Source organism: Arthrobacter wenxiniae (genome assembly GCF_013376105.1).
In the GTDB taxonomy this organism is placed as follows: domain Bacteria; phylum Actinomycetota; class Actinomycetes; order Actinomycetales; family Micrococcaceae; genus Specibacter; species Specibacter wenxiniae.
The window spans coordinates 25,757-48,173 of record NZ_JAAMFM010000019.1 but is presented as its reverse complement, the minus strand read 5'-3'; the positions used below and the strand labels follow the sequence as shown (position 1 = coordinate 48,173).

Genomic DNA, 22,417 nt, shown 5'->3' with positions numbered 1-22,417 from the left:
ATTTCGCTACACGATCGCGGAGATGCCCGTGACCGCGCGGCCGGCGATGAGGGTGTTGACCTCGTGCGAGCCCTCGTAGGTGTAGATCGCCTCGGCGTCGGCAAAGATCTTCGCCATCCTGTAGTCCGTGACGATGCCGTTGCCGCCGAGGATGGACCGGCCCATGGCCACGGTCTCGCGCATGGCGGCCGTGGTGTGCGCCTTGGCGAGCGCCACCTGCGCCATGGTGGCGTCCGTGTCCCCGCCGCGGTCCTGCAGCGCGGCGATGCGCGCCATCATGGCCAGCGAGGACGTGGCGTTGCCGAGCATTTTCACCAGCTGCCCCTGGACCAGCTGGAAGGAGGCCAGCGGCCTGCCGAACTGGAGGCGTTCGACGGCGTAGGCCCGGGCCACGTCGAACGCCGCCAGCTGCTGGCCCACCGCCTGCCACGCCACCGAGATCCGCGAGCCGCGCAGCAGCTTGTTGGTGTCGCGGAAGGAGCCGATCCCGGTGAAGCGGTCGCGGTCGGCCACGCGCACGTCCTGAAGCAGGATGTCCGCGTTCTGCACGGTCCGCAGCGCGATCTTGTGCTCGATCCTGGTCCGCGTGACGCCCGGCAGGGACGCATCCAGGATGAAGCCGCGCACCTCCCCCGTCTCGGCATCCCTGGCCCAGAGCAGCATGTGGTCGCAGAACGTCCCGTTGCCAATCCAGCGCTTGGCGCCGTTGAGCACCCACGAGGTGCCGGCGTCGTCCTCCACCCTGCGGGCCGTGGTGGCCATGCCTCCGGCCACGTCGCTGCCGTGGTCCGGCTCCGTCAGGGCGAAGGCGCCGGTGGTCCGCAGGGCCACGGCGTCCGCGAGGAGCCGGTCCTGCTGGTCCTCGGAGCCAAAGTCGATCAGGGCCTGGACAAAGAGGTCGTGGTGGACCAGGAAGAACGTGGCCAGGGAGGTGTCGGCGCGCGTCATCTCCGCCACCACCAGGCCCGTGAACAGGTGGCTGAAGTGGCGCCGGTCCGGGGCGGCGAGCCCCAGCGCGGCGATCTGCGGCAGAAGGTGGGCAGGGAACTCGGCGTCGTTCCACCAGTCCGTGGCGTGCGGGGCCACCTCGGCGGCCAGAAACCCGCGCAGCTGCGCCAGCTTGGCGGCCTCCCGGGCGGTCAGCAGGGATTCGAAGTCGTAAAAATCCGCAGCGGGGAGCTCCGTCACCTGGGCGCCATCCGGATGGCGCCGTCGAGCCTGATGGTCTCGCCGTTAAGCATGGCATTGGCGGCGATGTGCTCCACCAGCGCGGCGTATTCGGCGGGCTTGCCCAGGCGCGACGGGTGGGGCACCTGCTGCCCCAGGGAGTCCTGTGCGGCCTGCGGCAGGCCGGCCAGCATGGGCGTCTCGAAAATACCCGGCGCAATGGTGACGACGCGGATCAGGGAGCGCGCCAGTTCGCGGGCCAGCGGCAGTGTCATGGCCGCCACGGCCCCCTTGGACGCGGCGTAGGCGGGCTGGCCGATCTGCCCGTCAAACGCGGCCACGGAGGCGGTGTTCACTATCACGCCGCGCTCCGGGCCGTACTCGCCGGCGAGCGGTTCGGCCGCGGCCATGGCCTCCGCGCAGAGCCGGACCACGTTGAAGGTGCCCACCAGGTTGATCTGGACCACGCGGCTGAACTGTTCCAGCGGCAGCACCCCCTCGCGCCCCAGCACCTTGCCGGGCGTCGCGACGCCGGCGCAGTTGACCACGATCCGCAGCGTGCCCAGTCCGGCCGCGGCCGTGATGGCCGCGCGCACCTGGCCCTCGTCGGTGACGTCCGCCGGCGCAAACACGGCCCGCTCCCCCAATTCCGCCGCCAGCTCCGCACCGCTGGAGCCGGGCAGGTCCACCAGCACGACGCCGGCCCCCGCCGCATGCAGGCGCCTCGCCGTGGCGGCGCCCAGGCCGGAGGCGCCGCCGGTGACGAGCGCGACGGTGCCGTTGTTTGAAATGTCCATGTTTCCTCCTCGTTGAGGTCCGCCGGGCCGCTGCCGGGCTGCGGAACTGCGTTAATGCATACTAACTGAAAACCATGGCCTCCACGGCAAACAGTACGCTGTGTACATGACGGGCAACAGCGGGGGGCACGGTGCCGGGGACCCGGGCGTCGGAGGCCTGCCGGCCGACTGGGGCGCGCTCGCCGCTGCGGCGGCGCACGCCGTGCACGCCCGCTTTGGCCACCGGCTCATGCGGCTGCCCGGCACCTGGATCGGCGCCGTCGCCAGCCCCCCGGCCCGGGCACCCGCCCCCTGGTCGGAATGGCACTACTGGTGGCAGGCGCACTACCTCGACGCCGTGGTGGACGCCGGATTCCGCGGCCTGCGCGCGGGCAACCGGGAGGCCGCCGCGCAGGACCTGGCCCGGGGCAGGGCCCTGCTGCGCGGCATCATGGTCCGCAACTTTGGCCGCTTCCCCAACTTCTACTACGACGACATGGCCTGGCTGGCCCTTGCGGCCAGCCGGCTCGACCGGCTCTCGCGGGCGGCCGCGGGCAGGCCCGCAGCCCTCGCCGGCCCCGCCTCCGCCACGCTGACGGCCCACCTGCGCAAGGCCGGCGACGGCGTCCTGGGCGGCGGCCTGTACTGGTCCCGGAAGCGCGACTACAAGAACACCCCGGTGAACGGGCCCGCGGCCCTGCACTTTGCGAGGGTTGGCGAAACGGACCGGGCCCGCGCGGTGGTGGACTGGCTGCGCGCGCGGCTGTTCGCTCCCGACTCCGGGCTGTACCTGGACGGCGTCCATCCGTCCGCCCGCGGCCCGGAGGTGGAACGCACCATCCACACCTACAACCAGGGGCCGGTCCTGGCCGCCCTGCTGGAACTGGACCATCCCCGGTACGCGGGCCAGGCGGCGGACCTCGTGGCCGCAATCGAACGGCGGCTGGTCACCGGGGGCGGTGGGCTGCGGCTGGAACCGGGCGGGGACGGCAGCCTGTTCACCGGCATCCTGTGCCGCTACCTGGCCGTCGCGGCCCGGGACCGGCGGCTGCCGGCGGACGCCCGGTCCACGGCGGCCCGGCTGGTGGCGCTGACGGCTGCCGGCCTTGCCGGAACGCCCGGGCCCGCCATCCTCTCGGCGGCCGTGCAGCGCTGGACCGTTTTTGAGGCCGCCGCCGCCCTTGCCGGCGAGGTCCCGGAAACCGCGGGGAGGCCAGTCGATGCCGGATGACCCGCGTCCGGCGCGCGGCTGCTCAGGGGCGGCGCTTTTGCGGGTACGGGGTCTGTCCGGCCGCCAGCATCTGGACAATGCGGGCGATCTTCGCGGCCCGGGCGGCCGGGGTCTTCACCGAAGTGGTGCGGTAAATCAAGGCGTAGCGGTTGACGGCCGTCAGCACTGCAAACATGGCCTGGGCCTGCGGATTGGCGGCTATCGCGTCGGCCAGGTCCGGGGGAAGCGCCGCTTCAGACTGGCTGGCGTAGGCGGCCTCCCAGCGCCCGTCCGCCTTGGCCGCGTCGACGGCGGCCTGCCCCGCCGGCTCCAGCAGCCCGGCCGCGGCGAGCCGCTCAATGTTGCGCACGTTGTTGCCCGACCACTTGCTGGTCCGTGTCCGCGGCGTGAACCGCGTGAGGTAGCTGCCGGCGTCGCGCCTGCCGATGACGCCGTCGATCCAGCCGTAGCAGAGCGCCTGGTCAAGCGCGGCGGCGTAGTCCAGCTCCGTGACGGCGCCGCCCTTCTTGTGCAGCACCAGCCGGACGCCCGGGCTCGACCCGTGGTTGTCCGCCAGCCACGCCCGCCAGGCCGCCGCATCCGGCACCAGCAGTTCGGGCAGCTCGATCATGGCAATACCCTAACGTTGGTAGCGTGGGGGCACCACCAACGTCGGAGAAAAAATGCTGCGAGTGCGCCCCATCGTCTTCACCTCCAGGCCGGAGGACCATGCCTCGCTGCTGACGGCCCTTGGCCTGGCGTGCACGGAAAACCATGGCGACTGGCTCGTGTTTGACTCCGGCGACGGCAAGGTGGGCCTGCACCGGGCGGCCGCGGGCAGCGCGGAGGACGGCACCGTCCAGCTCGGCTTTGAAATCCGGGACCGCGGGATCTTTGTCCGCCGCACCCTGGCCGACGGCACGCTGGCCGAACTGCTCGAGGCCGGCCGCGGCCCCGCCGCCCGGGTCACGGCGCCGGACGGCTTCAGCTTCCTGGCCGACCCGGTCGCGGACCTCGCGCCCCGGCGGCCCGGCCCCCTGTCGGTGGTCCAGCAGTGGCACACGCCCGACGTGGCCGCCGCCCGGAAGGTGCTGGCGGACATTGGCGCCCGCCCCGGCCCGCCGGACGCGGACGGGCGCAGCCCGTTCAGGGCCAGGAACGGCGGGCTGGTGGAGGTCCGCCACGGCGAGGTGTCCGGCGTCGCGCTTGCCCTGGCGTACGACGGCGGCCCGGCGGACCTGGGTGCCCTGCTCGCCGCGGCGGGGGTGCCCGCTACGGCCTGTGGCGGCGGCTTCGCCGTGCAGGCACCCGGCGGAACCGTCCTGCACGTCGGGGCGGCCGGAGGTGCTTGACCCTCCCGGACGCCGGGGGCGCATGCATGTGGGCGCATGCAGGGGGCGTTCAGGGGGCGTTCATGGGGTAGAACTGTTACATGAGCGTCCGCACTCCTGATCCGAATCCCGGCTGGCTGTCCGACGAGGACCTGTACGAGGCCAGGAACCGGCTTCCCATGGTCTATGTGGAGGCCGTGCCGGTGCGCCTGGACCCGCTGGGCTACGTCAACGAGGTGGGCCTGCTGCTGCAGGCAGACGAAAACGGCAGCATGGTCCGCACCCTGGTCTCCGGACGCGTCCTGTACCGCGAAACCATCCGGGCCGCGCTGATCCGGCACATTGAAAAGGACCTGGGCCCGCTGGCCTTCCCGCAGCTGCCCGTCAGCCCCGTGCCGTTCACGGTGGCCGAATACCTGCCCTCGCCGTCACAGACCGGCTTCACCGACGAGCGCCAGCACGCCGTCGCCCTGGCCTATGTCATTCCGGTGACCGGCGAGTGCGAGCCGCGGCAGGACGCCCTGGAACTGACCTGGATGACGCCGGAGGAAGTGCTCAGCCCCGGGGTGCAGGCGGAGTTCGTGGGCGGCCGCGGGGCCCTGGTCCGCCAGGCCATCTCGTACGCCGGCCTCGGGAGGTAGTCCCCCGGGGCGGGAAGCTGGCCCGTTCCGCGGAAGCGGCGTAGATTACGTTCCATGGACACTGCCCAGCTCTCAGTCCTTATCAATGCCGACGCGGAACAGGTGTGGCTCATGCTGCGCGAACCGGCCCGGATTGCCGAGTGGCACGGCTGGCAAACGGAGGGGCTCGACGACGAGATCCGGCAGATCTACTACGACAACGTCAAGGAAAGTGCCGACCACCTCCGCCTGGACATGAGCAGGGGCGACGCCTTCACGCTCGAGCCCCGCCCGGACGGCACCCTGTTGACCATGACGCGCGGGACGACCACCGGCGAATGGGCCAAGTATGACGACGACATCACCGAGGGCTGGTGCATGTTCATCCAGCAGCTCAAGTTCAAGCTGGAGCGCCACCCGCACACGCCCCGCCGCACGGTCTACGCGGACGGAACAAGCGCCGCCCACACCAAGCTGTGGGACGCGCTGGGCATTGACACCGGCTGGCTCCCGGACCCCGGCGAACCTTACAAGCTCACGCTCACCACGGGCGCCACCCTCAGCGGCAAGGTCTGGTACCGCACCGACACCCAGCTGGGGCTGACTGTGGCGGACTACGCGGAGCATGGCGACGGCCTGCTCATCCTGGCCCGGCGGCCCCGCGTCGAAGGGCTGCGCGAACATCCCGGCGCCCAGGTCCTCGCCTCCACGTTTGGGCTGGGCGCCGCCGCCCTGGACAGCATTGGCGCCCAGTGGGACACGTTCATGGAGACCCACTACCCGGACGCGTAGCCGCCCGGGCCCCGGCTGGTCTGGACCACCGGCCCAGACCACGCCGGCCCAGACCGCGCCGGCCTAGACCACCGGGCCCGTCGTGTCCACGGACCTGGCGGCGAAGGCCGTCACCTCGGGGTCGTCCTCGTTGGCCCCGAAATCGGACGCCTTCGTGATGTCCTTGCCGTCGGGCACCTTGGCCGCCCGCAGGATGAGGGTCAGCACAGCGGCCACCACCGCGTTGAGCACAAACGCCGTGATGGCGATGTAGACCTTGGTGCTGGTGCCGGGAATGGCCGCGATGGACCCGCCAAAGTGCGCGTGCGTGACGGGGTTGACCACGCTGTACGCGGTCCACGTGCCGTAGACGATGCCCACGGCCCAGCCGGCAAACAGGGCCCACTTGTGAAACCAGCGCGTGTAGAGTCCGGCCACGATCGCGGGGAACGTCTGCAGGATCCAGATCCCGCCCAGCAGCTGCATGTTGATGGCCGCCGACGCGTCCAGGCCGATCACAAAGATCAACGCGCCGAACTTCACCACGAGGGAGGCCAGCTTGGAAACCTTGGCCTCCTGCCGCGGCGTGGCGTCCTTCACGAAGAAGTCCCGGTAGATGTTGCGGGTGAACAGGTTGGCGGCCGCAATGGACATGATGGCGGCCGGCACGAGTGCCCCGACGGCGATGGCTGCCAGGGCCACCCCCGCGAACCAGGACGGGAAGTTGTCCAGGAACAGCTGCGGGACCACCAGCTGCGGGTTGATGGTCGTGCCGTTAAGCTCCACCGGGCGGGTCCCGGCGGCGATGGCGACGTAACCCAGCAGCGCAAGGAATCCCAGCACCAGGGAGTACAGCGGCAGCACGGCGGCGTTCTTGCGGATCGTGTTGCGGCTTTTGGTGGCGAGCACACCGGTGATCGAATGCGGGTACATGAACAGGGCCATGGCCGAGCCGAGCGCCAGTGTCGCGTAGGCCGCGTAGCTGTCCGCGCCGGGGATGAACGGCCCGGGGACCTTGCCGGTGGCAGGGTTCACGGTGGTCATCTTTTCCTGGGCGGCACCGAAGATGTGGTCCCAGCCGCCGAACTTGGAGGGCAGGTAGATGATGGCCACAATCACGGCGAGGTAGATCAGCACGTCCTTGACGACGGCGATCATGGCCGGGGCGCGCAACCCCGAGGTGTAGGTGTACGCGGCGAGCACCACAAACGCCACGATGAGCGGCAGGTCGTTGAGGAACCAGTTGCCGGGGCTCCCCACGCCCAGCACCGTCAACACGGACTTGATGCCGACCAGCTGCAGCGCAATGTAGGGCATGGTGGCGATGATGCCGGTCAGGGCGATGGCCAGCGACAGCGGCCTGCTGCCGTAGCGCCCGCCCACAAAGTCGGCCGTGGTGACGAAGCCGTGCCGCTTGGACACGGACCACAGCCGGGCCATCAGCAGGAACACGATCGGGTACAGCACGATCGTGTACGGGACGGCGAAGAAGCCGCTCACCGACCCGGCCGCCCACATGGCCGCCGGCACCGCCACGAAGGTGTATGCCGTGTAGAGGTCCCCGCCCAGCAGGAACCAGGTGATCCAGGAGCCGAACTTGCGCCCGCCCAGTCCCCATTCATCCAGCGAGTGCAGCCCGTCCGTGCCGCCCCCGCGCCAGCGCGCGGCGTAGAATCCCATGACACCCACCAGGACAAACAGGACGACGACGACGACGAGCGCCGTCACGTCCACGCCCCGGGTCGCCGCCGGGGCGGTGGCCAGTGCACCCGCCAGGGTGCCGGGTGCGGCGCTCACTTCGCCTCACCCCCGGCGTCGTGCTTGCCCCGGACGGCCTGGTTGACGGCTGCCCGGCGGCGCTTGTCCTCGGCCGTCACCAGCCAGTAGGAGGCGCCGATGAGGATGGCGCAAATGGGCACCCACATCATCTGGTACCAGTAGAAGAAGGGAAAGCCGAACAGGTGGGGGCCGGCCTTGGCGTAGAGGGGCACCAGTAGCGGCAGGATGATGGCCGCCGCCAGAAGAATGCCGCTGATGACGTACGGCATGGGTTTCGCCGGACCCCTCGTGGGGGAATCGTGGGTGACGTTCGCTGCGGACATGTGCGGCTCCTTTGGGCTCGGCAGTCCTCGAATTTTCCTGACTCGTTCATGGTAAGGACTCCCAACGACCGACCGGTAGGTTATTGGCGAAAGTATTTTCCCGTGTCGCCGCTCACATTCCCACAGAAATTTGGGACAATCCCCGCGCCGATCCCCCACTGCTGTTTCGCAGGCCGGACGGGGCGGGGCGCAAACACTGGCAAAATGGATCCCATGCCTTCCCCCGATCCCGCCGCGGACCTCCTCACCACCGCCCCCGCCGCCCCCCTTGGAGTTCCCGGCCGGCCCGCGACGCAGGGCGGGTTCGGTTTCCAGGTGACCACCCGGCTGGGTGGGCGCTGCGCGCCGTCGGGCGCCGCCGCCGAACTTAACGGGGGCACGTTCCAGGGGCGGACGGGGGTCATCACCACCCCGCACGGGACCATCAGGACGCCGGCGTTCATCGCCGTCGGCACCAAGGCCACCGTGAAGTCGGTGCTGCCGGAATCCATGAAGGAGCTCGGCGCCCAGGCGCTGCTGGCCAACGCCTACCACCTGTACCTGCAGCCCGGCGCGGACATCCTCGACGCAGCCGGCGGACTCGGCGCGTTCATGAACTGGCAGGGCCCCACGTTCACCGACTCCGGCGGATTCCAGGTCATGAGCCTGGGCTCCGGCTTCAAGAAGGTCATCAACATGGACGCGGCGGCCGCCTCACGGCACGCCGGCGCCGACGACTCCGTGGCCGTGGGCAAGGAGCGGCTGGCCCACATCGACGACGACGGCGTCTGGTTCAAGTCGCACCTGAACGGGGACATGCACCGCTTCACCCCCGAGGTGTCGATGCAGGTGCAGCACCAGATCGGGGCGGACATCATGTTTGCCTTTGACGAGCTGACCACGCTGTTGAACTCCCGCGCCTACCAGGAGATGTCCCTGGAGCGGACCCGGCTGTGGGCCGAACGCTGCATCGAGGAGCACTTCCGGCTCACGGAGGAACGCCTCGGCAAGCCCTACCAGGCACTTTTTGGCGTGATCCAGGGCGCCCAGTACGAGGACCTGCGCCGGAAGGCCTCCCGCGACCTGGGCGCCATGAACTTCGACGGCTACGGGATCGGCGGGGCGCTGGAGAAGGAAAACCTCGGCACCATTGTGCGCTGGTGCGCGGAGGAACTGCCGGAGGACAGGCCGCGCCACCTATTGGGCATCTCCGAACCCGATGACATTTTCACGGCCATCGAAAACGGGGCGGACACCTTTGACTGCGTCTCCCCCACGCGCGTGGCCCGCACCTCGGCGTTTTACACCCCGGACGGCCGGTTCAACCTGTCCGGCGCCCGCTTCAAGCGTGACTTCGCGCCCCTCGTGGACGGCTGCGACTGCTACGCGTGCGCCAACTACAGTCGCGCCTACATCCACCACCTGTTCAAGGCCAGGGAGATGGTGTCCGCGACCCTGGTGTCCATCCACAACGAGCGCTTTGTGGTGAAGATGGTCGACGACGCCCGGCTCGCCATCGAGGACGGCACGTTCTTCGACTTCAAGGCCGAGACGCTCCGGCGCTACTACCCGAACCGGTAGGCCGCAGGGGCTCCTGTCCCGGCTCCACAAAGCCGCTCTCGTAGGCTGCAATGACGGCCTGCACGCGGTCCCGGACACCCAGCTTGGCCAGGAGCCGGGCCACATGCGTCTTTACCGTGGCCTCGCCCACCACCAGGTCCGCGGCGATTTCGGCGTTGGAAAGCCCGCCCGCGAGCAGCCGCAGCACCGTTTGCTCCCGCCCGGTCAGGACCGCCGGCAGACCGGGTGCGGAGCCGGGTGCGGGCCGGCGCACATACCGCTCAATCAAGCGCCGGGTGATGGCCGGCGCCAGCAGCGACTCCCCAGCCGCGACCGCCCGGACGGCGTGGACCAGTTGCTCCCTGGGCGCGTCCTTCAGGAGGAAGCCGCGGGCCCCGTCGCGCAGGGCCTGAAAAACATATTCATCCAAGTCAAAGGTGGTCAGGACCAGAATGGCGGCCGCGGTGTGCGCCGCGGCAAGCCTCCGGACGGCCTCCAGACCGTCCATGACCGGCATCCGGATGTCCATAAGGACGACGTCGGGATGCAGTTGCGCCGTCAGCGCCAGTGCCGCCTTCCCGTCGCCCGCCTCACCCACCACCTCAAGGTCCGGTTCCAGGTTGAGCATCAGCTTGAACCCGTCCCGAATCAGCTGCTGGTCATCCACGAGCACGACGGTCGTCACCTGCCCTCCCCTCCCACGGCGCCGCGGGGCGGAGACCCCGGGCCGGGGATGCGCGCGCAAACCCGCCAGCCGCCGTCGTCCAGGGGACCGGCATCGAGCGTTCCACCCGCCAGCTGCATCCGCTCGCGCAGGCCCTGCAGGCCATAGCCGCTGCCTGGACCCCCGGCGCGTACATTGCCCGGCGCGTTGCGGATCTCTGCCTCCACCCCGCCGCCCACACGCTGCACGGACACGCTGGTCGGGATCATGCCGGCATGCTTGAGGACATTCGTCAGGGACTCCTGCACCACCCGGTAGAGGGCCAGGTCCGCGGCCGGTTCCAGGGTCGGCAGATCCGCGGAGATCCGTTGTGTCACAGGCAGCCCGGCCAGCGCGTTGCCGTCCAGGAGTGGCCCGAGCTGGCTGAGGCCGGGCGCGGCCCCGCCGTCCTCACCGCGCAGAACGTCAAGCATGGCGCGGATCTCGGCGAGCGATCCCCTGGCCGTGGAATGGATGACGCGCAATGGCCCGCGGGCAAGATCGGGCACGCTGTCCAGCGCGGCGCCGGCGGCGTCGGCCTGCACGGCAATCACGCTCATGCTGTGGCCAAGCACGTCGTGAAGTTCGCGGGCAATGCGAAGTCGTTCTTCGGCCACGGCCAGGCGGGCGGCATCGCGTTCGTGCAGCTGCTGGAATGTCAGGCGGCTGCGCCAGAGGCGGCCGGCGCGTCCCAGCAGCCAAATGCCGCCAAAGACCAGGACGATGAACAGGTAGTCGGGTCCGCGCGCCAGCCATTCCCCTCCCAGCAGGGCAGCCAGCAGCACGGCGCCGCCCACGGCCGCGAAACCTTCGGAACTCCAAGCCGCCACCGAGTACATGGCGACGGCGAACACCACCAGCGACCACAGCGACCCGGGCGTTTCTGCCAGCCAGCCCTGGAAGAGGTTTGCGGCGGCACCGGCCAGGGCGGGAAGCAGCGGGATCTTGCGCCGCCAGGCGAGCGGGGCCGTCATGGCAACGGCGGCCGGAACGGTGATTACCAGCGGCCCCTCATCGGGTCGCCCGGTGGCGGCGGACGCCACGGCGATCACGAACAGGAGCGCGGCCAGTGCCACGTCCGGGACCGGAAAGCCTCCCGGCCGGGCGTTCCGCCACACTGCCAGCCTGCCTGCCATGCCCTCATCCTAGGACCTCGGCGGGGCCGCCGTCGTCCCCCTTTTGGCGGACAACGAAGCCGCGATTTAGCCCGCAGTGCGGACGCCGCGGGCCGGGCACCGGGGTCATCCTGAAGGTCAAATCTCCGAGCATTTGATGGAAAGGTCAATGACGATGAACATTTCCTGGCTTAGCCGAAACGTTGCCTGCGCCAGCCTGCTGGCGGGAACGGCCACGCTGGTGGCCGGCAACCTTCTGGCCCTCGTGAACCAGCCTGGGGACGGCAGCTTTGCTGACACGCTGGCCATGGTCTCCGGCGGCCCCGGCCTGTGGCTGCTGGCTGCGGCACTGGCCATTGCCGGCCCTGTCCTGTGGATCCCGGGACTCCTGGCGGCCGGAGCGCTGCCCGGCTCGAAAGCGGCGGCCGGGACCCGCACGCCACGGCCCGCCCGCGTGCTGGCCGCGCTGGGCTCGCTGCTGCTGGCCGTTGGCATGGCCGTCGGGGTGGGGCACTTTGCCTTGTTCTTTGGCGTCCTTGGCTCGGCAGCGGACAGCGGGCTGCCGGCGGACGCCGTTGAACAACTGGTCGCGGCCGAGGACGGCTATGTGCTGGGATCCGTGCTGCTGTGGGTGTTTCTGGCGGGCCTGACGTTCGGGACGCTGCTGCTGGCACTGGGACTGCGGATGGCCAGGGCCGTGCCCGTGTGGGTCCCCGTGGCAGCCGTGGCGTTCATCGTCACGAACTTCATGGGCGGGCCGGTGCCCACCCTGGTGGGGGCGGCGGCGCTGTTGGCGACGTTCGTGCCCATGGGGCTGGCGCTGCGGGCGAGGGATGCAGCGCCTGCCGCGCCGGCGGCGGCCCCGGGCCGGGCGATGCCGACGCACCGGTCCCTCTTCGAGGTGGACGGTTCATAGCGGGGGCCGCCGGCCCGGCCGGCGGGAGCCCTGCGGGGAGGCGTGGCGCTGCGCTTTCCCCGCAGGGCTCCGCCTGCACTGGCAGCGTCAGACGGCGTATGTCGGTTCGTGCCGCTTGAACCAGCCGATCGCCAGGGTGGTGACGGGGACCAGCAGGTATTGCACGCCCACCTTGTACAGGAATCCCACGAGCACGTAGTTGGCGAACATGCCAAAGCCGACTATGCCGATGACCGGCGCGGCAATCGTGCAGAAGATGAGCGTGTCGATGAATTCACCCACGCCGCTGGAGCCCATGAGGCGCATCCACAGTTTCCGTTCCCCCTGGCGGGCCTTGAGCCGGACCATGATGAGCGAGTTGATGGTCTGTCCGGCCAGGAACGCGAGCAGGCTGGCCAGCACGATCTGCGGGACCGGGCCAAGGGCGTCCACCAGGGCGTGCTGCTTGGCCACGCCGTAGTCGTCGGTGAAGCCGGGCAGCGCGATGATCACCCAGTAGCTCAGCGACGCAAAAATGGACAGCGCGAACGTGGTGAAGATGGCCTTGCGCGCCATCTTGAAACCGTAAATTTCGCTGATCACGTCGCCCAGGATGTAGGCGAACGGGAACAGGAAGAAGCCGCCGTCGGTCACGATCGGCCCAAAAAGGACACCCTTGGAGGCGCCAATGTTGGAGAGGATGACGATCACGGCCATGCTCGCCAGCAGGATGCCGTAGTACCGGCTTCCGACGTCGGCAAAGCGGGGGCCGGCTTGGGGGGCGGCCGCAGCCCCGGCAGTGGCGCCGGTTTCGGGGGTGGTGGCATTGTTTTGCAGCGAAGGCATGGCAGGCAGTCTCAAATCGGTTGTAAGTGGTTCGCCCAGCCGCCCCCGCATGAGGTGGCGGCCGGCTGTATTATCACTGGGCCCGTCTGCACCCGGGCCACCACCAATTCTGCCATGCCGTGCCGGGCGGCCCGTCCGACGGAGCCGGCGGGATCCCGCCTACGGCTGCTGCGGCAACATGAGCCTTTGATTTTCACCGAAGCACGCCGCGGTCTGTTCATTGAACGCGGTGCAGTTGCGCCCCACCAGCCTGTTCACGGCGTCCTCGATCCGCCCGGTCTCGGCGGGCTGGCCGGCGCGGATCTTTCCCCCGGCGTCAACGACGATGTAACCCCACTCGTACAGGGCGTCGCAGCCCAACGCGCAGGTGAGCATGGAAGAAGCGGCATGGTCCCGGCGCTCCTCCTCCGACGTGTTCGGCCGCGGCTTGATGCAGCCGGCGATAAGCGGGCGCGCCGGCGCGTTCACGGTGCACCTGAAGTCCCTCGGCCAGCGGCGTCGTGCGCACCAGCCAGCCGTCGTCGCGCTCGCCCAGCTGCTTCTCATAGCCGTCGGGCCGTGGCGCGTCCTGCCATTTCTCGCTCACCACTACTTGCGTGGACTTCGCTTGCGTGCCACGTCAGCCTAGCTGTATTACCCACGGTGGTTGCAGGCCGCCGCGCCGGGAGAAGCTGGCGGGGCGCAGGCTCAAGGTATTTTCGCCCGGGGGCCCCGGAACCGGGTCCCCCGCGGGCCCCCCCGGACAGCTATTTCTTGAAGCTGAGGACCTCCGCCACCTGGGTCCAGCCCTCAACGGCGGCAAGCCGTGCGGCCTGCGCGGAAGCGGCCACCAAATACAGGACGTCGGCGCCGTGCAGGAACGCCTCCTCGCCCAGCGAGGCAATCATGACGGACTCCAGCTCGGCTTCCATCCCCGCCCCCTCCGGATCCACGTGCAGCGCGCCCAGGACGGCCAGTCCGTCCGCCACCTTGACGCGTCCGCCCGCCACCGGGCGGTCGAACAAGGCGACCTCAACGGCGTCGTAGTTCTCCAGCGGCACCTCGGCGAGGTTCGTCTCGGGCGGCATGTGGGGGACCAGGTCAAGGTCGTCGGTCGGCGCGCAGAGCAGGACGGCGGCGCCGGTTTCGGTGAGGCGCGCCGCTGCGGCGAACTCGCGCGCGGCCGCCGCGTCCTCCGTCACCAGGTGCATGGCGCTGCCGGCGGCGATCGCGCCGGCACCCACGGGCCAGGCGAGGATCTGCTCGGCGGCGGGATCCTCCACGTCGCGGATGGCCGCCCAGGCCGGTCCCCAGATGTTCAGTGAATCGCGCCAACTCGTCATGGTTGAATCCTTGCCTCGAAATTCGGTAGCGAGTTGCCAGGTCCGGGGCGGGGCCGCGGGTCCGGCCCCTCCAGCATAGGCACACCCCAGGGCTGAATCAGTTTCCGATCTCCGTCCGGACGGCGTACAGCTCGGGGAAGAACGTCAGGTCCAGGGCCCGCTGCAGGAAGCCGACGCCGGAGGATCCGCCCGTGCCGGCCTTCATGCCGATGATCCGTTTGACGGTGGCCACGTGCCGGAAGCGCCACAGCTGGAAGTTGTCCTCCAGGTCCACCAGTTCCTCGCAGGCCTCGTAGAGGTCCCAGTGGTCGTCCGGCTGTTCGTACACCACGCGGACGGCCTCCACCACGGCCGGGTTGAAGACGTGCGCCTTGGTCACGTCCCGGGCCAGCAGCTCCGCGGGGACGGCGAAGCCGCGCCGGGCCAGCAGGGCCAGGAATTCGTCGTAGATGCTGGTCTGCTTCAGGATCACGGCCAGCATGGCCCGCGCCGGCGGGTTCGCGTCAAACACCTTCAGCATGCCGGCGTTCTTGTTGCCCAGCATGAACTCCACGGCCCGGTACTGGTAGGACTGGAAGCCCGACGCCGCGCCCAGGTCCCCGCGGAACTGCACATATTCGCTGGGCGTCAGCGTGGCCAGGATGCTCCACTGTTCAGTCAGCGAGCGCTGGATGTGCTTGATCCGGGCCACGCCCTTCATGGCGGCGCGCAGGTTGTCCGCGGCGAGCTGGACGCGCACGGCCCGCAGCTCGTGCAGCATGAGCTTGAGCCAGAGCTCGGAGGTCTGGTGCTGGATGATGAACAGCATTTCGTCGTGGTGCCGGCTGACGGGCTGCTGGGCGCTGAGCAGGGTGTCCAGCGCAAGGTAGCTGCCGTAGCTCATCTTGTCGCTGAAGTCCGTCTCAATGCCCGACTCGATCTTGCGGGTGTTCTGTGGCACGGCCGTTTCCCTTCACAAAGCGGTATGAACACACACTACGCCCGCTCCAGCAGTCCCAGCGCCAGGCCCCGGCACACGGCCCAGGCGGCGCTGGCCGGGTCGATCAGGCTGTAGTGGTCGCCGGGAACGGCGATGAACGCCGCCTCGCCGCCGGCCGCCACCGCGGCGTCAACGTAACTTTGGCTCTGGGAGGCCGGGACGTCGTCGTCGTCCTCCGCGTGGACGGCGTAGACGGGGACGGGCAGCGGGACGGCGGACACGGGGTCCGCGAGCGCCACGTGGCTGCCCAGCAGTGCCGTCACGGCGTGGTTGCTCAGTCCCAGCCGCTGCGCCTCTGCCAGGTTGAGCAGCCCCGACTGGCTGACGACGCCGGACACCCCCACCGCGGGGCCCCCGCCGACCGCCGTGGCCGGGAGGGCGGCCCGGCCGGCCGCCCAGACGCCCAGCTGCCCGCCGGCCGAATGGCCGATTACGGCCACGCGGGCGAGGTCCAGGCCGTGGTCCGCTGCGGCCGGGGCCAGGGCGTCGATGCCGGCCGCCACGTCCAGGAACGTTTCGGGCCAGCCGCCGCCATTGCCCATGCGCCGGTATTCGAGGTTCCAGGCGGCAGCCCCGTGCTCCGCGAGGTCGCGTGCCAGCGGGGCGCCGAGCTCGGCGCCATACGTGCTGCGCCAGTAGCCGCCGTGGATCACCACCACCACGCCGGCATGCCGGCGCTCCTGTGGCAGGTGCAGCTCCGCCCACTGGGACGGATCCGGGCCGTAGGGGTGGCGTTGCAGGGTCATGGGCCTCAGCGTAGCCGCCCCGTCCCGCGCAACGCCCGTGGCGGCCATGGCGCAGGGCAGTGCCATGCGCACCGGACGGTGTGGACACCGCGCAGGGCAGCACGGGAATCATCCCGTGCCGCCCGCGGTTGGCCCAATGAGAGAAGAATCCAACGGCAGAAGCGGAGAACCACCATGAAGGCCATGACCTACGCACGCTACGGCGGCACCGAAGTCCTCGAACAGACCGGGCAGCCCGTGCCAAAAGTCTCCCCCGGCTCCGTGCTGATCCGGGTGAAGGCGGCAGGGGTCAACCCGGTGGACTGGAAGGTCATGGCCGGTTATCTGGATCCCATCATGGACGTGACCTTTCCGGTGGTGCCCGGCTGGGACGTGGCCGGAGTCGTGGAGGCCGTGGGCCTTGACACGCCGGAGTTCGAGGTGGGCGACGAGGTCTACTCCTACGGCCGCCGCGACACCGTCCATGGAGGCACCTTTGCCGAGCTGGTCGCCCTGCCCGCCTCGGCGGTCTCACGCAAGCCGGCGGCGCTGGACTGGGAGCAGGCCGCAGGGCTTCCACTGACCGGCCTGACCGCCCTGCGGACGCTGGACGCCCTCCTGGTCGCGGAGGGCGGGACGCTGCTTATCCACAACGGCGCCGGCGGGGTGGGCCGCACGGCCATCCAGCTGGCCGTCCACGCCGGAGCCCGCGTGATTGCCACGGCCTCGGCCAAGAACCATGCGCGCCTGCGCGAGCTCGGCGCCGAGCCGGTGGAGTACGGCGAGGGGCTGGCGGACCGCGTCCGCGCCCTGGCACCCGGGGGCGTGGACGCCGTGGCCGACTTTGCCGGAGGCGTGCTCGCGACGACGCTGGCCGTGCTCAAGGCCACCGGCCGCCACGTCTCGATTGCCGACGCGGCCGTCGCCGAACATGGCGGCCGCTACGTCTGGGTCCGACCGGACGCCGGTGGGCTGGACCGGCTCGGCTCGGCGCCATGGTCGACGCCGGCGTCCTCACCGTCGACGTGTCCGCCACCTACCCCATGGAGCAGGCAGCAGCCGCGTTCCAAGCCAGCATGTCCGGGCACGGGGGCGGGAAGATCGTCCTGACGGGATTCAGCCAGACGTAGCCCGGCAGGCGGCCGTCCAGTCAATGGCGGAGGCGCGGCCCCTCAGGGTGCGGCCCGGGTTCCCTGCGGCTACGGTTGAGTGGAAAGTCTCCCGCCCCAGGCAAGGAATACCGTGTCCAAGAAGTCCAAGTCCACCAAAAAGTCGCGTTTCGGCAACCCGGCCAAGGCCGCCGCCGACACAGCGGGACGGGCGAATGCCATGCCGCTGCACGATGTTCGGCTGGACCGCGCCATGGAGGCGCTGGCACCGGGATTTGCGCTCTGGCTGGAATCCCAGGGGCGCGGCGACGCCGGCATCGACAAGAGCCTGATGATCCTTGACGACTTCTTCGACCTGTACCGCCTGCTTCAGCCCCAAACCGATGCGAGGTCGCTGGTGCCCGATGCGGTGAGGGAGGTCCTGGAGGCGGCCACCGCTGCCAATCCGCAGGCCACCTTCGCGCTGCGCAGCGGCGTCCGGGATTATGTGGGTTACCTGGCCCAGGGCTCCCTTTGGACGGGCACCCCCGGCGAACTGGCGCAACTGCAGGAATTGTTCGGGCAGCCGGCGTGGCCGGGCCTGGACCGCGCCCTCGACGCCTTGGCGCCGCCGCTGGCCGCCGCCAACGATGACGACATCCGTGAAAACGCCGGCGACATCGACGCCGATTCCGTTGACCCCGGGGACTATGACTTTGCCGATGTCTACATTCCGGAGCTGACCGCCGAACAGTTCACGGGCACGGCCGCGGCATCTCCGCTCTGGAAGAACGTTGAGTCGCTCCTGGAGTGGGTCGGCGGCGGCCGGAAGGTCACCACCAAGGGAGCGCTGCGAAAGGCGGACCGGGCCCAGGCTGCCGCGGCCCTCACCCACAACGGGGCCGGGATGCTCGAGCGGGCCTTCACGTCCTCCGCCTCGACCGCCGAGCTCACGATGGGGGCCTTGGACCGGATCAGGCTCTACTGGCACCTGCTGGTCAGCCTTGGACTGGTCAGGATCGACGCCGGTCGCGCGGTCGTCGCGCCGCGCCTCCACGAGCGCCTGGCAGTGGAGGAATCCAGGGTGGAGGTGTTTCGGGACGTGCTGGGCCAATTCATCTTCATCTCCACCCTGACCGGATCCGATCCCGGCAGCTACAGCGGCTGGCACGTGGACATGGCATCCTTCATGGCCGAATGCGCCACCGAAAACCCGCCCGAATCGGCCCCCCTGGTCCACGCCCTGGAGTCACCCGAAACAGTCCATCCGGACCTGTACGTCCTCGCCAGGAACGTCATGAGCTGGGCCGCGGAAGGGCTCGTCACCGTTGACGGCCACGTCACGGTCCCGCCCGCCTTCCGCCCGGACCTGGTGGTGATGCTGGAGGAGGACTTCCACATCAAGGCGGTGGGCCCGGGCGCCGGGCTCCACATCGCGGAGCTGTTCCGCAACGGTTGACCACCACGCGCGCCAGCAGCTTTCCGCTGGTGTCCTGCCTCATCCACAGTGAACCAATCTCAGTACGGGGCCCATTGCGTGCACCTGTCTCACTAAGCGTGGACATCGAGACGTGAGCCGTCCATGTCTGGGCGCCTTCATGTCCAGTCCCCCATAGGACCCGGTCACCGGGCATTATTGCGGGCCGGTCAGGCGGGAATCGGCCGGCGGCGGCAACGCGGCGTTCGCGATCCTGAGAATACTGGGTGTCGCTGCACCGCTGGTGGATCGGCTTACGGGACTGTTCGGTGACGCCTATCCGGACAGACCCCTTGCGGGTGCTTGCGAGGATAGGACGGCGGGCGATCGCTGCCTGTTGCCCAGCTCGGAGCAACCGGTCACCCTTGCGTAAGCGCCGCCATTACCCGACTTTGCGCACCGTCTCGATCCACAACCGCAGCGGCCAGCGCCCGATCCAGGCGGTCGCCATGGACACTCAGCACGCCCAACAATAGGTGCTTGATCCCGACGTGATCGGAATGAAGCTCCCGCACGGTGCGCTGCGCCGCCTCGAGGGCCTCCAGAGACTGCGGGTGAACGGCAACCCTTCTGAGGTGCCTGGCGGACCAGGGGAGGCGAAACGCATTATCGCATCACGCACTTCATCCGGCCAGACGCCCAGCAACCGTCTGCACCGTGTTCGGATATGCGTGCAAAAGACCCAATAGTAGATGCTCGGGTCCGATGTACGAGTCATGCATCATTGCCCTTGCTTCTTCCTGGGCCAGGACCACCGCCCGCCGGGCACCGTCGGTGTAGTTCTGAGACATCTTCGAACCGGTCATGCCCCAAAGCGTAGTCTTCGCGGCGCGTGGGCACCACGCGCGCCTCCCCGGAGGAGGATGTCCTGGCCCGGCCCCTAATCGAGCTGCGGAAGTGCCAAGCGTTCCCGCTGACGGTTCGGCGTGCGTTCACAGGCCGGCTGGTTGGATGCGGCGCCAGCTGTGGCTGGCTGTCCATATTTGTGGGTCGAATTCGAAGTAGCTGCCCTGGCCAGGTTGATCGTGTTCGCGGCTGATTGGCATGCCCATGAGATCGCAAAAGAGCAGGGTGCCCACGGCCCCGTGAGCAACAAATGCGGTCGAAATGGCGGAGTCAGAACTGAGGTGGCGGATGGCGGCAACAATTCGACGCTGCGGCTGTGAAGGCGAGCCCGGTCAGGCTGGAGAGAATCGCCCCGGCTTCCTTCGCCTTATGTTCCGAACTGGTGATGATGCGGTCAAGTTGACTAGTCCACCCAAGACTGGCGAGGCGGGCAGCACGAGCTCGGCCGACCTCGGACAACTTCCACTCTTCAATCGGAGTGCAAGGATCTACGTCGACCTCAGGATGGGTGATGAAATATGAGGGCATGCTCTCAAAGTAACTGAGGCTCGGAAACGATCCTGATTCCGTCGTCAGCGAGTCGCGGATGTCCCGCAGGAGGTTCCCCTTGCGGAACAACTCGAGCTGCCGAGTGCATCGAAAGCGAGTGGCGCTGGATGCTCTGCTCGGCCTGAGGGATCAATAAATGTCGCGACGGTGGCCTACTCGAATGGCCAGTACGGTGAAGGTGCTGTCGGTAATCTGGGCGAGGATGCGGTAATCGCCAACGCGGTAGCGCCGCACGCCGGAGTGGTTGGCGGCAAGCCCTTTGCCGCGCTGACGCGGATCGTCAAGTGTTTCACTTTCCTCGAGGTACGCCATCACGCGTTTCTGGACCGCCCGGTCAAGCTTCTTATACTCGCGATCGAACTCTGCGGTGGTTTCAACGTGACACGGCGACGTCACCGTTCCGTCTCAGCCTTCAACTCGGCCAACGGCCTGCTGCGCCGGCCTTCGGCTTCGAAAACCTCGATGGCGGAACCTGCTGCGAATGCGTCTTCGAGATCCGCCAGGTACTCATGGAGAGCGGTCCTGACGTAGAAGCTCTTAGACCGGCCAGTGCGCTGCGCGAGAACATCAAGGCGGGCCTCTTCATCGGGTGTGAGTCGAATTGAGATGGTCATCGTGCCAGTTTCCTGTACAGCTTCATAAGACAAGTTTACACTGGCTCGGTCAGTGTTTCCCGCTCAGCGTTCCCCCTGCGGGACACCCGCCGCCCTGGACACGGACCAAACGGACTCGCCGGCCATTGCACCGGGATTCGCAGTTTTGGGCCAACTACGGAAAGACGATCCTGCTGAAGTTGACTCACCAAATGCGGACCATTCCGCCGGCCCACGCGCTTTTCATGGTCCAGCTCAGACGAGACGGGGAAGCGGCGCGGGCGACCTACCCGGCCTGAAGGCGGCCGGCCTCGTGCACGCGCAGCTGCATCAAGGCCAGGTCGATGAGGGGGATTTCCAGCCCCATGTCCCGGGCACGGCGGGCAAAGTCACCCAGGATGTGCTCGGTCTCGTTGGGCAGCCCGGCCGTGACGTCCCGGTACAGCGACGAGGTAAAGGTGGAGCCCGGCTGGGTCAGGAACGCCAGCGCCTCCGCAATGACCGGGTCCGGGACGGGGAAGCCGGCCTCCGTCGAGACGGCAACGGCCTCCGCCAGCGCCGCGTAGGTGAATTCCAGCCCGCCCGGGACGGACACTATGGCGCCGACGGGACCGCGCATCAGGCACGTCACCACGCCCGCGGTGGCGATGAACACCCACTTGTGCCACATGGCGGCCAGGGCGTCAGGCACCGCGCGGGCGGAGTAGCCGGGGACGTCGATCTCGGCGAGGATCCGGCGGACACGCTCGCCCGGACCGCCCCGCAGCTCCCCCAGGTCCCACTGGGCGAGCGGGCCCAGCTGGAGGATGCCGCCGCCGTCGTCCAGGGTGGTCACCACCTTGACCACGCTGCCCAACAGCCTCTCCTCCCCGAAGGCCGCGGCGAGCCGGTCGAGGTGCGCCATGCCGTTGAGGAACGGGATGATGACGGTGTCCGGGCCCACCGCGGGCGCGGCGTCGGCGATGGCGCCGGCCAGCCCGGACGCCTTGACGGTGACCACGACGACGTCGAACGGCCCGCCCAGCTGCCCTGCCGTGAGGAGTCGCGGCTCAAGGCGGACGTCCTGGCCCAGTCCCGAAATCCGCAGGCCATGGGCCCGCAGGACCGCTGCCCGTCCCTCTCGGACCAGGAAGGTCACGTCGCGCCCGGCCTGTGCGAGGCGCCCGCCAAAGTAGCCGCCCGTGGCGCCGGCCCCAACCACAAGGAACTTCATGCCAACTCTTTTCCGCGCTTGCGGTGCCTGAGGAATTCGTGCCACGTCAGCAACACGATCAGGATATCGAACACGGTCAGGACCGCCAGCCCGATCGACGGGGTGGTGGTGAGCTGGAACAGCTGGTAGAGAATGAAGATCACCAGGACGCCGATCATCCACGGGTAGGCCCACAGCTTGTCCATCAGCAGCGCCGTCACCAGGACCACCTTGACGATGCCGTGCGCCAGCAGGTAGGCGGCGGTGAAGAGCACCACGTGAGTGGTCAGCCCGGACACGCCCTGCAGGATGTGGTTGGCGATGAAGTCGTTGGGGTCGTCCGTCAGCTCCGGCTGGGTGATCAGGATGGCCAGGTGGTTGATTTGGGCCGGGGCCACAAAGAGCAGGAGCGCGCCGCCCACCAGCTCCAGGACGCCGTCGAGCCCCTTGAAGATGATGCCGACCGCGAAGAACCTGTCCCACCAGTCCGTGAACTTCAGCACGGGCATGACGCCTCCCAACCAAAATGCTGTTTGGAGCGTAACACCGTCAACTGCGCGGCGGGCGGGCT

24 protein-coding genes and 1 pseudogene are annotated in these 22,417 nt (G+C 69.0%); 8 read left to right on the top strand and 17 right to left on the bottom strand.

Translation table 11 applies throughout. The features are described 5' to 3' along the window. Positions 1 to 6 precede the first annotated feature (6 nt). The gene (locus G6034_RS12660; RefSeq protein WP_176635473.1) at positions 7 to 1,188 is read right to left on the bottom strand and encodes an acyl-CoA dehydrogenase family protein; all 1,182 of its coding nucleotides are present in this window, start codon (positions 1,186 to 1,188) and stop codon (positions 7 to 9) included. Continuing rightward, positions 1,185 to 1,964, bottom strand: a complete 780-nt coding sequence (locus G6034_RS12655) for a 3-hydroxyacyl-CoA dehydrogenase (protein WP_176635472.1) — start codon at positions 1,962 to 1,964, stop codon at positions 1,185 to 1,187. Before G6034_RS12655 ends, G6034_RS12660 begins: the two co-directional genes overlap by 4 nt. Positions 1,965 to 2,070: 106 nt before the next feature. Here G6034_RS12655 and G6034_RS12650 point away from each other — a divergent pair, with 106 nt between their 5' ends. Beyond that, the gene (locus tag G6034_RS12650; RefSeq protein WP_176635471.1) at positions 2,071 to 3,174 is read left to right on the top strand and encodes a glycoside hydrolase family 76 protein; all 1,104 of its coding nucleotides are present in this window, start codon (positions 2,071 to 2,073) and stop codon (positions 3,172 to 3,174) included. A gap of 22 nt (positions 3,175 to 3,196) precedes the next feature. Here the strand turns inward: G6034_RS12650 and G6034_RS12645 are convergent, their stop codons facing one another. After that, positions 3,197 to 3,784: a YdeI/OmpD-associated family protein gene (locus G6034_RS12645; protein WP_176635470.1), complete on the bottom strand. Its 588-nt coding sequence runs from the start codon at positions 3,782 to 3,784 to the stop codon at positions 3,197 to 3,199. Between the two features lie 61 nt (positions 3,785 to 3,845). On the opposite strand from G6034_RS12645, the gene G6034_RS12640 reads away from it, so the two are divergent. The 3 genes from G6034_RS12640 to G6034_RS12630 all read left to right on the top strand — a co-directional run bounded on the left by G6034_RS12640 (position 3,846) and on the right by G6034_RS12630 (position 5,896). Then, positions 3,846 to 4,505, top strand: coding sequence for a VOC family protein (locus tag G6034_RS12640; protein ID WP_176635469.1), 660 nt, complete (start codon positions 3,846 to 3,848; stop codon positions 4,503 to 4,505). 80 nt (positions 4,506 to 4,585) lie between these two features. Further along, positions 4,586 to 5,125, top strand: a complete 540-nt coding sequence (locus G6034_RS12635) for an NUDIX hydrolase family protein (RefSeq protein ID WP_176635468.1) — start codon at positions 4,586 to 4,588, stop codon at positions 5,123 to 5,125. A gap of 54 nt (positions 5,126 to 5,179) precedes the next feature. Further along, positions 5,180 to 5,896: an SRPBCC family protein gene (locus G6034_RS12630; RefSeq protein ID WP_176635467.1), complete on the top strand. Its 717-nt coding sequence runs from the start codon at positions 5,180 to 5,182 to the stop codon at positions 5,894 to 5,896. 63 nt (positions 5,897 to 5,959) lie between these two features. Here the strand turns inward: G6034_RS12630 and mctP are convergent, their stop codons facing one another. Then, a complete protein-coding gene (mctP, locus tag G6034_RS12625; RefSeq protein WP_343038041.1) occupies positions 5,960 to 7,672 on the bottom strand; it encodes a monocarboxylate uptake permease MctP in 1,713 nt (570 codons plus the stop codon). After that, positions 7,669 to 7,977: a DUF3311 domain-containing protein gene (locus tag G6034_RS12620; protein ID WP_176635466.1), complete on the bottom strand. Its 309-nt coding sequence runs from the start codon at positions 7,975 to 7,977 to the stop codon at positions 7,669 to 7,671. The genes mctP and G6034_RS12620 overlap by 4 nt, the downstream gene beginning before the upstream one ends. Positions 7,978 to 8,190: 213 nt before the next feature. Between G6034_RS12620 and tgt the strand changes: the two genes are divergently transcribed. Further along, on the top strand, positions 8,191 to 9,537 hold the full coding sequence (gene tgt, locus G6034_RS12615) for a tRNA guanosine(34) transglycosylase Tgt (RefSeq protein ID WP_176635497.1): 1,347 nt from the start codon (positions 8,191 to 8,193) through the stop codon (positions 9,535 to 9,537). Here the strand turns inward: tgt and G6034_RS12610 are convergent. Further along, positions 9,497 to 10,201 carry a response regulator gene (locus G6034_RS12610; RefSeq protein ID WP_176635465.1) on the bottom strand — a complete coding sequence of 235 codons (705 nt, stop codon included), beginning with the start codon at positions 10,199 to 10,201 and terminating at the stop codon, positions 9,497 to 9,499. The two genes, tgt and G6034_RS12610, sit on opposite strands and share 41 nt — an antisense overlap. Next, a complete protein-coding gene (locus tag G6034_RS12605; protein WP_176635464.1) occupies positions 10,198 to 11,355 on the bottom strand; it encodes a histidine kinase in 1,158 nt (385 codons plus the stop codon). Before G6034_RS12605 ends, G6034_RS12610 begins: the two co-directional genes overlap by 4 nt. A gap of 148 nt (positions 11,356 to 11,503) precedes the next feature. Here G6034_RS12605 and G6034_RS12600 point away from each other — a divergent pair, with 148 nt between their 5' ends. Then, entirely contained in the window at positions 11,504 to 12,250 is a 747-nt protein-coding gene (locus tag G6034_RS12600; RefSeq protein WP_176635463.1) for a hypothetical protein, read from the top strand. A gap of 87 nt (positions 12,251 to 12,337) precedes the next feature. Here the strand turns inward: G6034_RS12600 and G6034_RS12595 are convergent, their stop codons facing one another. The 5 genes from G6034_RS12595 to G6034_RS12575 form a co-directional block, all read right to left on the bottom strand. After that, positions 12,338 to 13,075 carry a queuosine precursor transporter gene (locus tag G6034_RS12595; RefSeq protein ID WP_176635462.1) on the bottom strand — a complete coding sequence of 246 codons (738 nt, stop codon included), beginning with the start codon at positions 13,073 to 13,075 and terminating at the stop codon, positions 12,338 to 12,340. Positions 13,076 to 13,234: 159 nt separating this feature from the next. Beyond that, positions 13,235 to 13,543, bottom strand: coding sequence for a hypothetical protein (locus G6034_RS12590; protein ID WP_176635461.1), 309 nt, complete (start codon positions 13,541 to 13,543; stop codon positions 13,235 to 13,237). Positions 13,544 to 13,821: 278 nt separating this feature from the next. Continuing rightward, positions 13,822 to 14,397 (bottom strand): hypothetical protein, encoded by a 576-nt coding sequence (locus tag G6034_RS12585; RefSeq protein WP_176635460.1) that lies wholly within the window; start codon positions 14,395 to 14,397, stop codon positions 13,822 to 13,824. A 97-nt stretch (positions 14,398 to 14,494) separates the two neighbouring features. Then, positions 14,495 to 15,337, bottom strand: coding sequence for a tryptophan 2,3-dioxygenase (gene kynA, locus G6034_RS12580; RefSeq protein WP_343038040.1), 843 nt, complete (start codon positions 15,335 to 15,337; stop codon positions 14,495 to 14,497). A 35-nt stretch (positions 15,338 to 15,372) separates the two neighbouring features. Further along, a complete protein-coding gene (locus G6034_RS12575) occupies positions 15,373 to 16,122 on the bottom strand; it encodes an alpha/beta hydrolase (RefSeq protein WP_176635459.1) in 750 nt (249 codons plus the stop codon). A 174-nt stretch (positions 16,123 to 16,296) separates the two neighbouring features. On the opposite strand from G6034_RS12575, the pseudogene G6034_RS12570 reads away from it, so the two are divergent. Both G6034_RS12570 and G6034_RS12565 read left to right on the top strand, forming a co-directional pair. After that, a pseudogene (locus tag G6034_RS12570) lies at positions 16,297 to 17,231 on the top strand (NADP-dependent oxidoreductase). Positions 17,232 to 17,343: 112 nt separating this feature from the next. Further along, on the top strand, positions 17,344 to 18,648 hold the full coding sequence (locus G6034_RS12565; protein ID WP_176635458.1) for a hypothetical protein: 1,305 nt from the start codon (positions 17,344 to 17,346) through the stop codon (positions 18,646 to 18,648). A 641-nt stretch (positions 18,649 to 19,289) separates the two neighbouring features. Here G6034_RS12565 and G6034_RS20485 read toward each other — a convergent pair. The 5 genes from G6034_RS20485 to G6034_RS12540 form a co-directional block, all read right to left on the bottom strand. Continuing rightward, on the bottom strand, positions 19,290 to 19,457 hold the full coding sequence (locus G6034_RS20485) for a Clp protease N-terminal domain-containing protein (RefSeq protein WP_425485525.1): 168 nt from the start codon (positions 19,455 to 19,457) through the stop codon (positions 19,290 to 19,292). A 733-nt stretch (positions 19,458 to 20,190) separates the two neighbouring features. Next, positions 20,191 to 20,457, bottom strand: a complete 267-nt coding sequence (locus G6034_RS12555) for a type II toxin-antitoxin system mRNA interferase toxin, RelE/StbE family (RefSeq protein WP_176635456.1) — start codon at positions 20,455 to 20,457, stop codon at positions 20,191 to 20,193. Further along, the gene (gene relB, locus G6034_RS12550) at positions 20,454 to 20,675 is read right to left on the bottom strand and encodes a type II toxin-antitoxin system RelB family antitoxin (RefSeq protein WP_176635455.1); all 222 of its coding nucleotides are present in this window, start codon (positions 20,673 to 20,675) and stop codon (positions 20,454 to 20,456) included. The genes G6034_RS12555 and relB overlap by 4 nt, the downstream gene beginning before the upstream one ends. Positions 20,676 to 20,940: 265 nt before the next feature. Further along, positions 20,941 to 21,867, bottom strand: a complete 927-nt coding sequence (locus tag G6034_RS12545; protein ID WP_176635454.1) for a ketopantoate reductase family protein — start codon at positions 21,865 to 21,867, stop codon at positions 20,941 to 20,943. Continuing rightward, the gene (locus tag G6034_RS12540; protein WP_176635453.1) at positions 21,864 to 22,355 is read right to left on the bottom strand and encodes a DUF2127 domain-containing protein; all 492 of its coding nucleotides are present in this window, start codon (positions 22,353 to 22,355) and stop codon (positions 21,864 to 21,866) included. Before G6034_RS12540 ends, G6034_RS12545 begins: the two co-directional genes overlap by 4 nt. Positions 22,356 to 22,417 lie beyond the last annotated feature (62 nt).

What these genes read in the sequence shown, in the direction of transcription:
- G6034_RS20485 (WP_425485525.1), bottom strand. Translation starts at nt 19,457, where the DNA reads ATGTCTCAGAACTACACCGACGGTGCCCGGCGGGCGGTGGTCCTGGCC.
- G6034_RS12650 (WP_176635471.1), top strand. Translation starts at nt 2,071, where the DNA reads ATGACGGGCAACAGCGGGGGGCACGGTGCCGGGGACCCGGGCGTCGGA.
- G6034_RS12620 (WP_176635466.1), bottom strand. Translation starts at nt 7,977, where the DNA reads ATGTCCGCAGCGAACGTCACCCACGATTCCCCCACGAGGGGTCCGGCG.
- G6034_RS12545 (WP_176635454.1), bottom strand. Translation starts at nt 21,867, where the DNA reads ATGAAGTTCCTTGTGGTTGGGGCCGGCGCCACGGGCGGCTACTTTGGC.
- G6034_RS12585 (WP_176635460.1), bottom strand. Translation starts at nt 14,397, where the DNA reads ATGACGAGTTGGCGCGATTCACTGAACATCTGGGGACCGGCCTGGGCG.
- G6034_RS12540 (WP_176635453.1), bottom strand. Translation starts at nt 22,355, where the DNA reads ATGCCCGTGCTGAAGTTCACGGACTGGTGGGACAGGTTCTTCGCGGTC.
- G6034_RS12600 (WP_176635463.1), top strand. Translation starts at nt 11,504, where the DNA reads ATGACGATGAACATTTCCTGGCTTAGCCGAAACGTTGCCTGCGCCAGC.
- relB (WP_176635455.1), bottom strand. Translation starts at nt 20,675, where the DNA reads ATGACCATCTCAATTCGACTCACACCCGATGAAGAGGCCCGCCTTGAT.
- G6034_RS12595 (WP_176635462.1), bottom strand. Translation starts at nt 13,075, where the DNA reads ATGCCTTCGCTGCAAAACAATGCCACCACCCCCGAAACCGGCGCCACT.
- G6034_RS12575 (WP_176635459.1), bottom strand. Translation starts at nt 16,122, where the DNA reads ATGACCCTGCAACGCCACCCCTACGGCCCGGATCCGTCCCAGTGGGCG.
- G6034_RS12655 (WP_176635472.1), bottom strand. Translation starts at nt 1,964, where the DNA reads ATGGACATTTCAAACAACGGCACCGTCGCGCTCGTCACCGGCGGCGCC.
- G6034_RS12635 (WP_176635468.1), top strand. Translation starts at nt 4,586, where the DNA reads ATGAGCGTCCGCACTCCTGATCCGAATCCCGGCTGGCTGTCCGACGAG.
- tgt (WP_176635497.1), top strand. Translation starts at nt 8,191, where the DNA reads ATGCCTTCCCCCGATCCCGCCGCGGACCTCCTCACCACCGCCCCCGCC.
- G6034_RS12605 (WP_176635464.1), bottom strand. Translation starts at nt 11,355, where the DNA reads ATGGCAGGCAGGCTGGCAGTGTGGCGGAACGCCCGGCCGGGAGGCTTT.
- G6034_RS12630 (WP_176635467.1), top strand. Translation starts at nt 5,180, where the DNA reads ATGGACACTGCCCAGCTCTCAGTCCTTATCAATGCCGACGCGGAACAG.
- G6034_RS12645 (WP_176635470.1), bottom strand. Translation starts at nt 3,784, where the DNA reads ATGATCGAGCTGCCCGAACTGCTGGTGCCGGATGCGGCGGCCTGGCGG.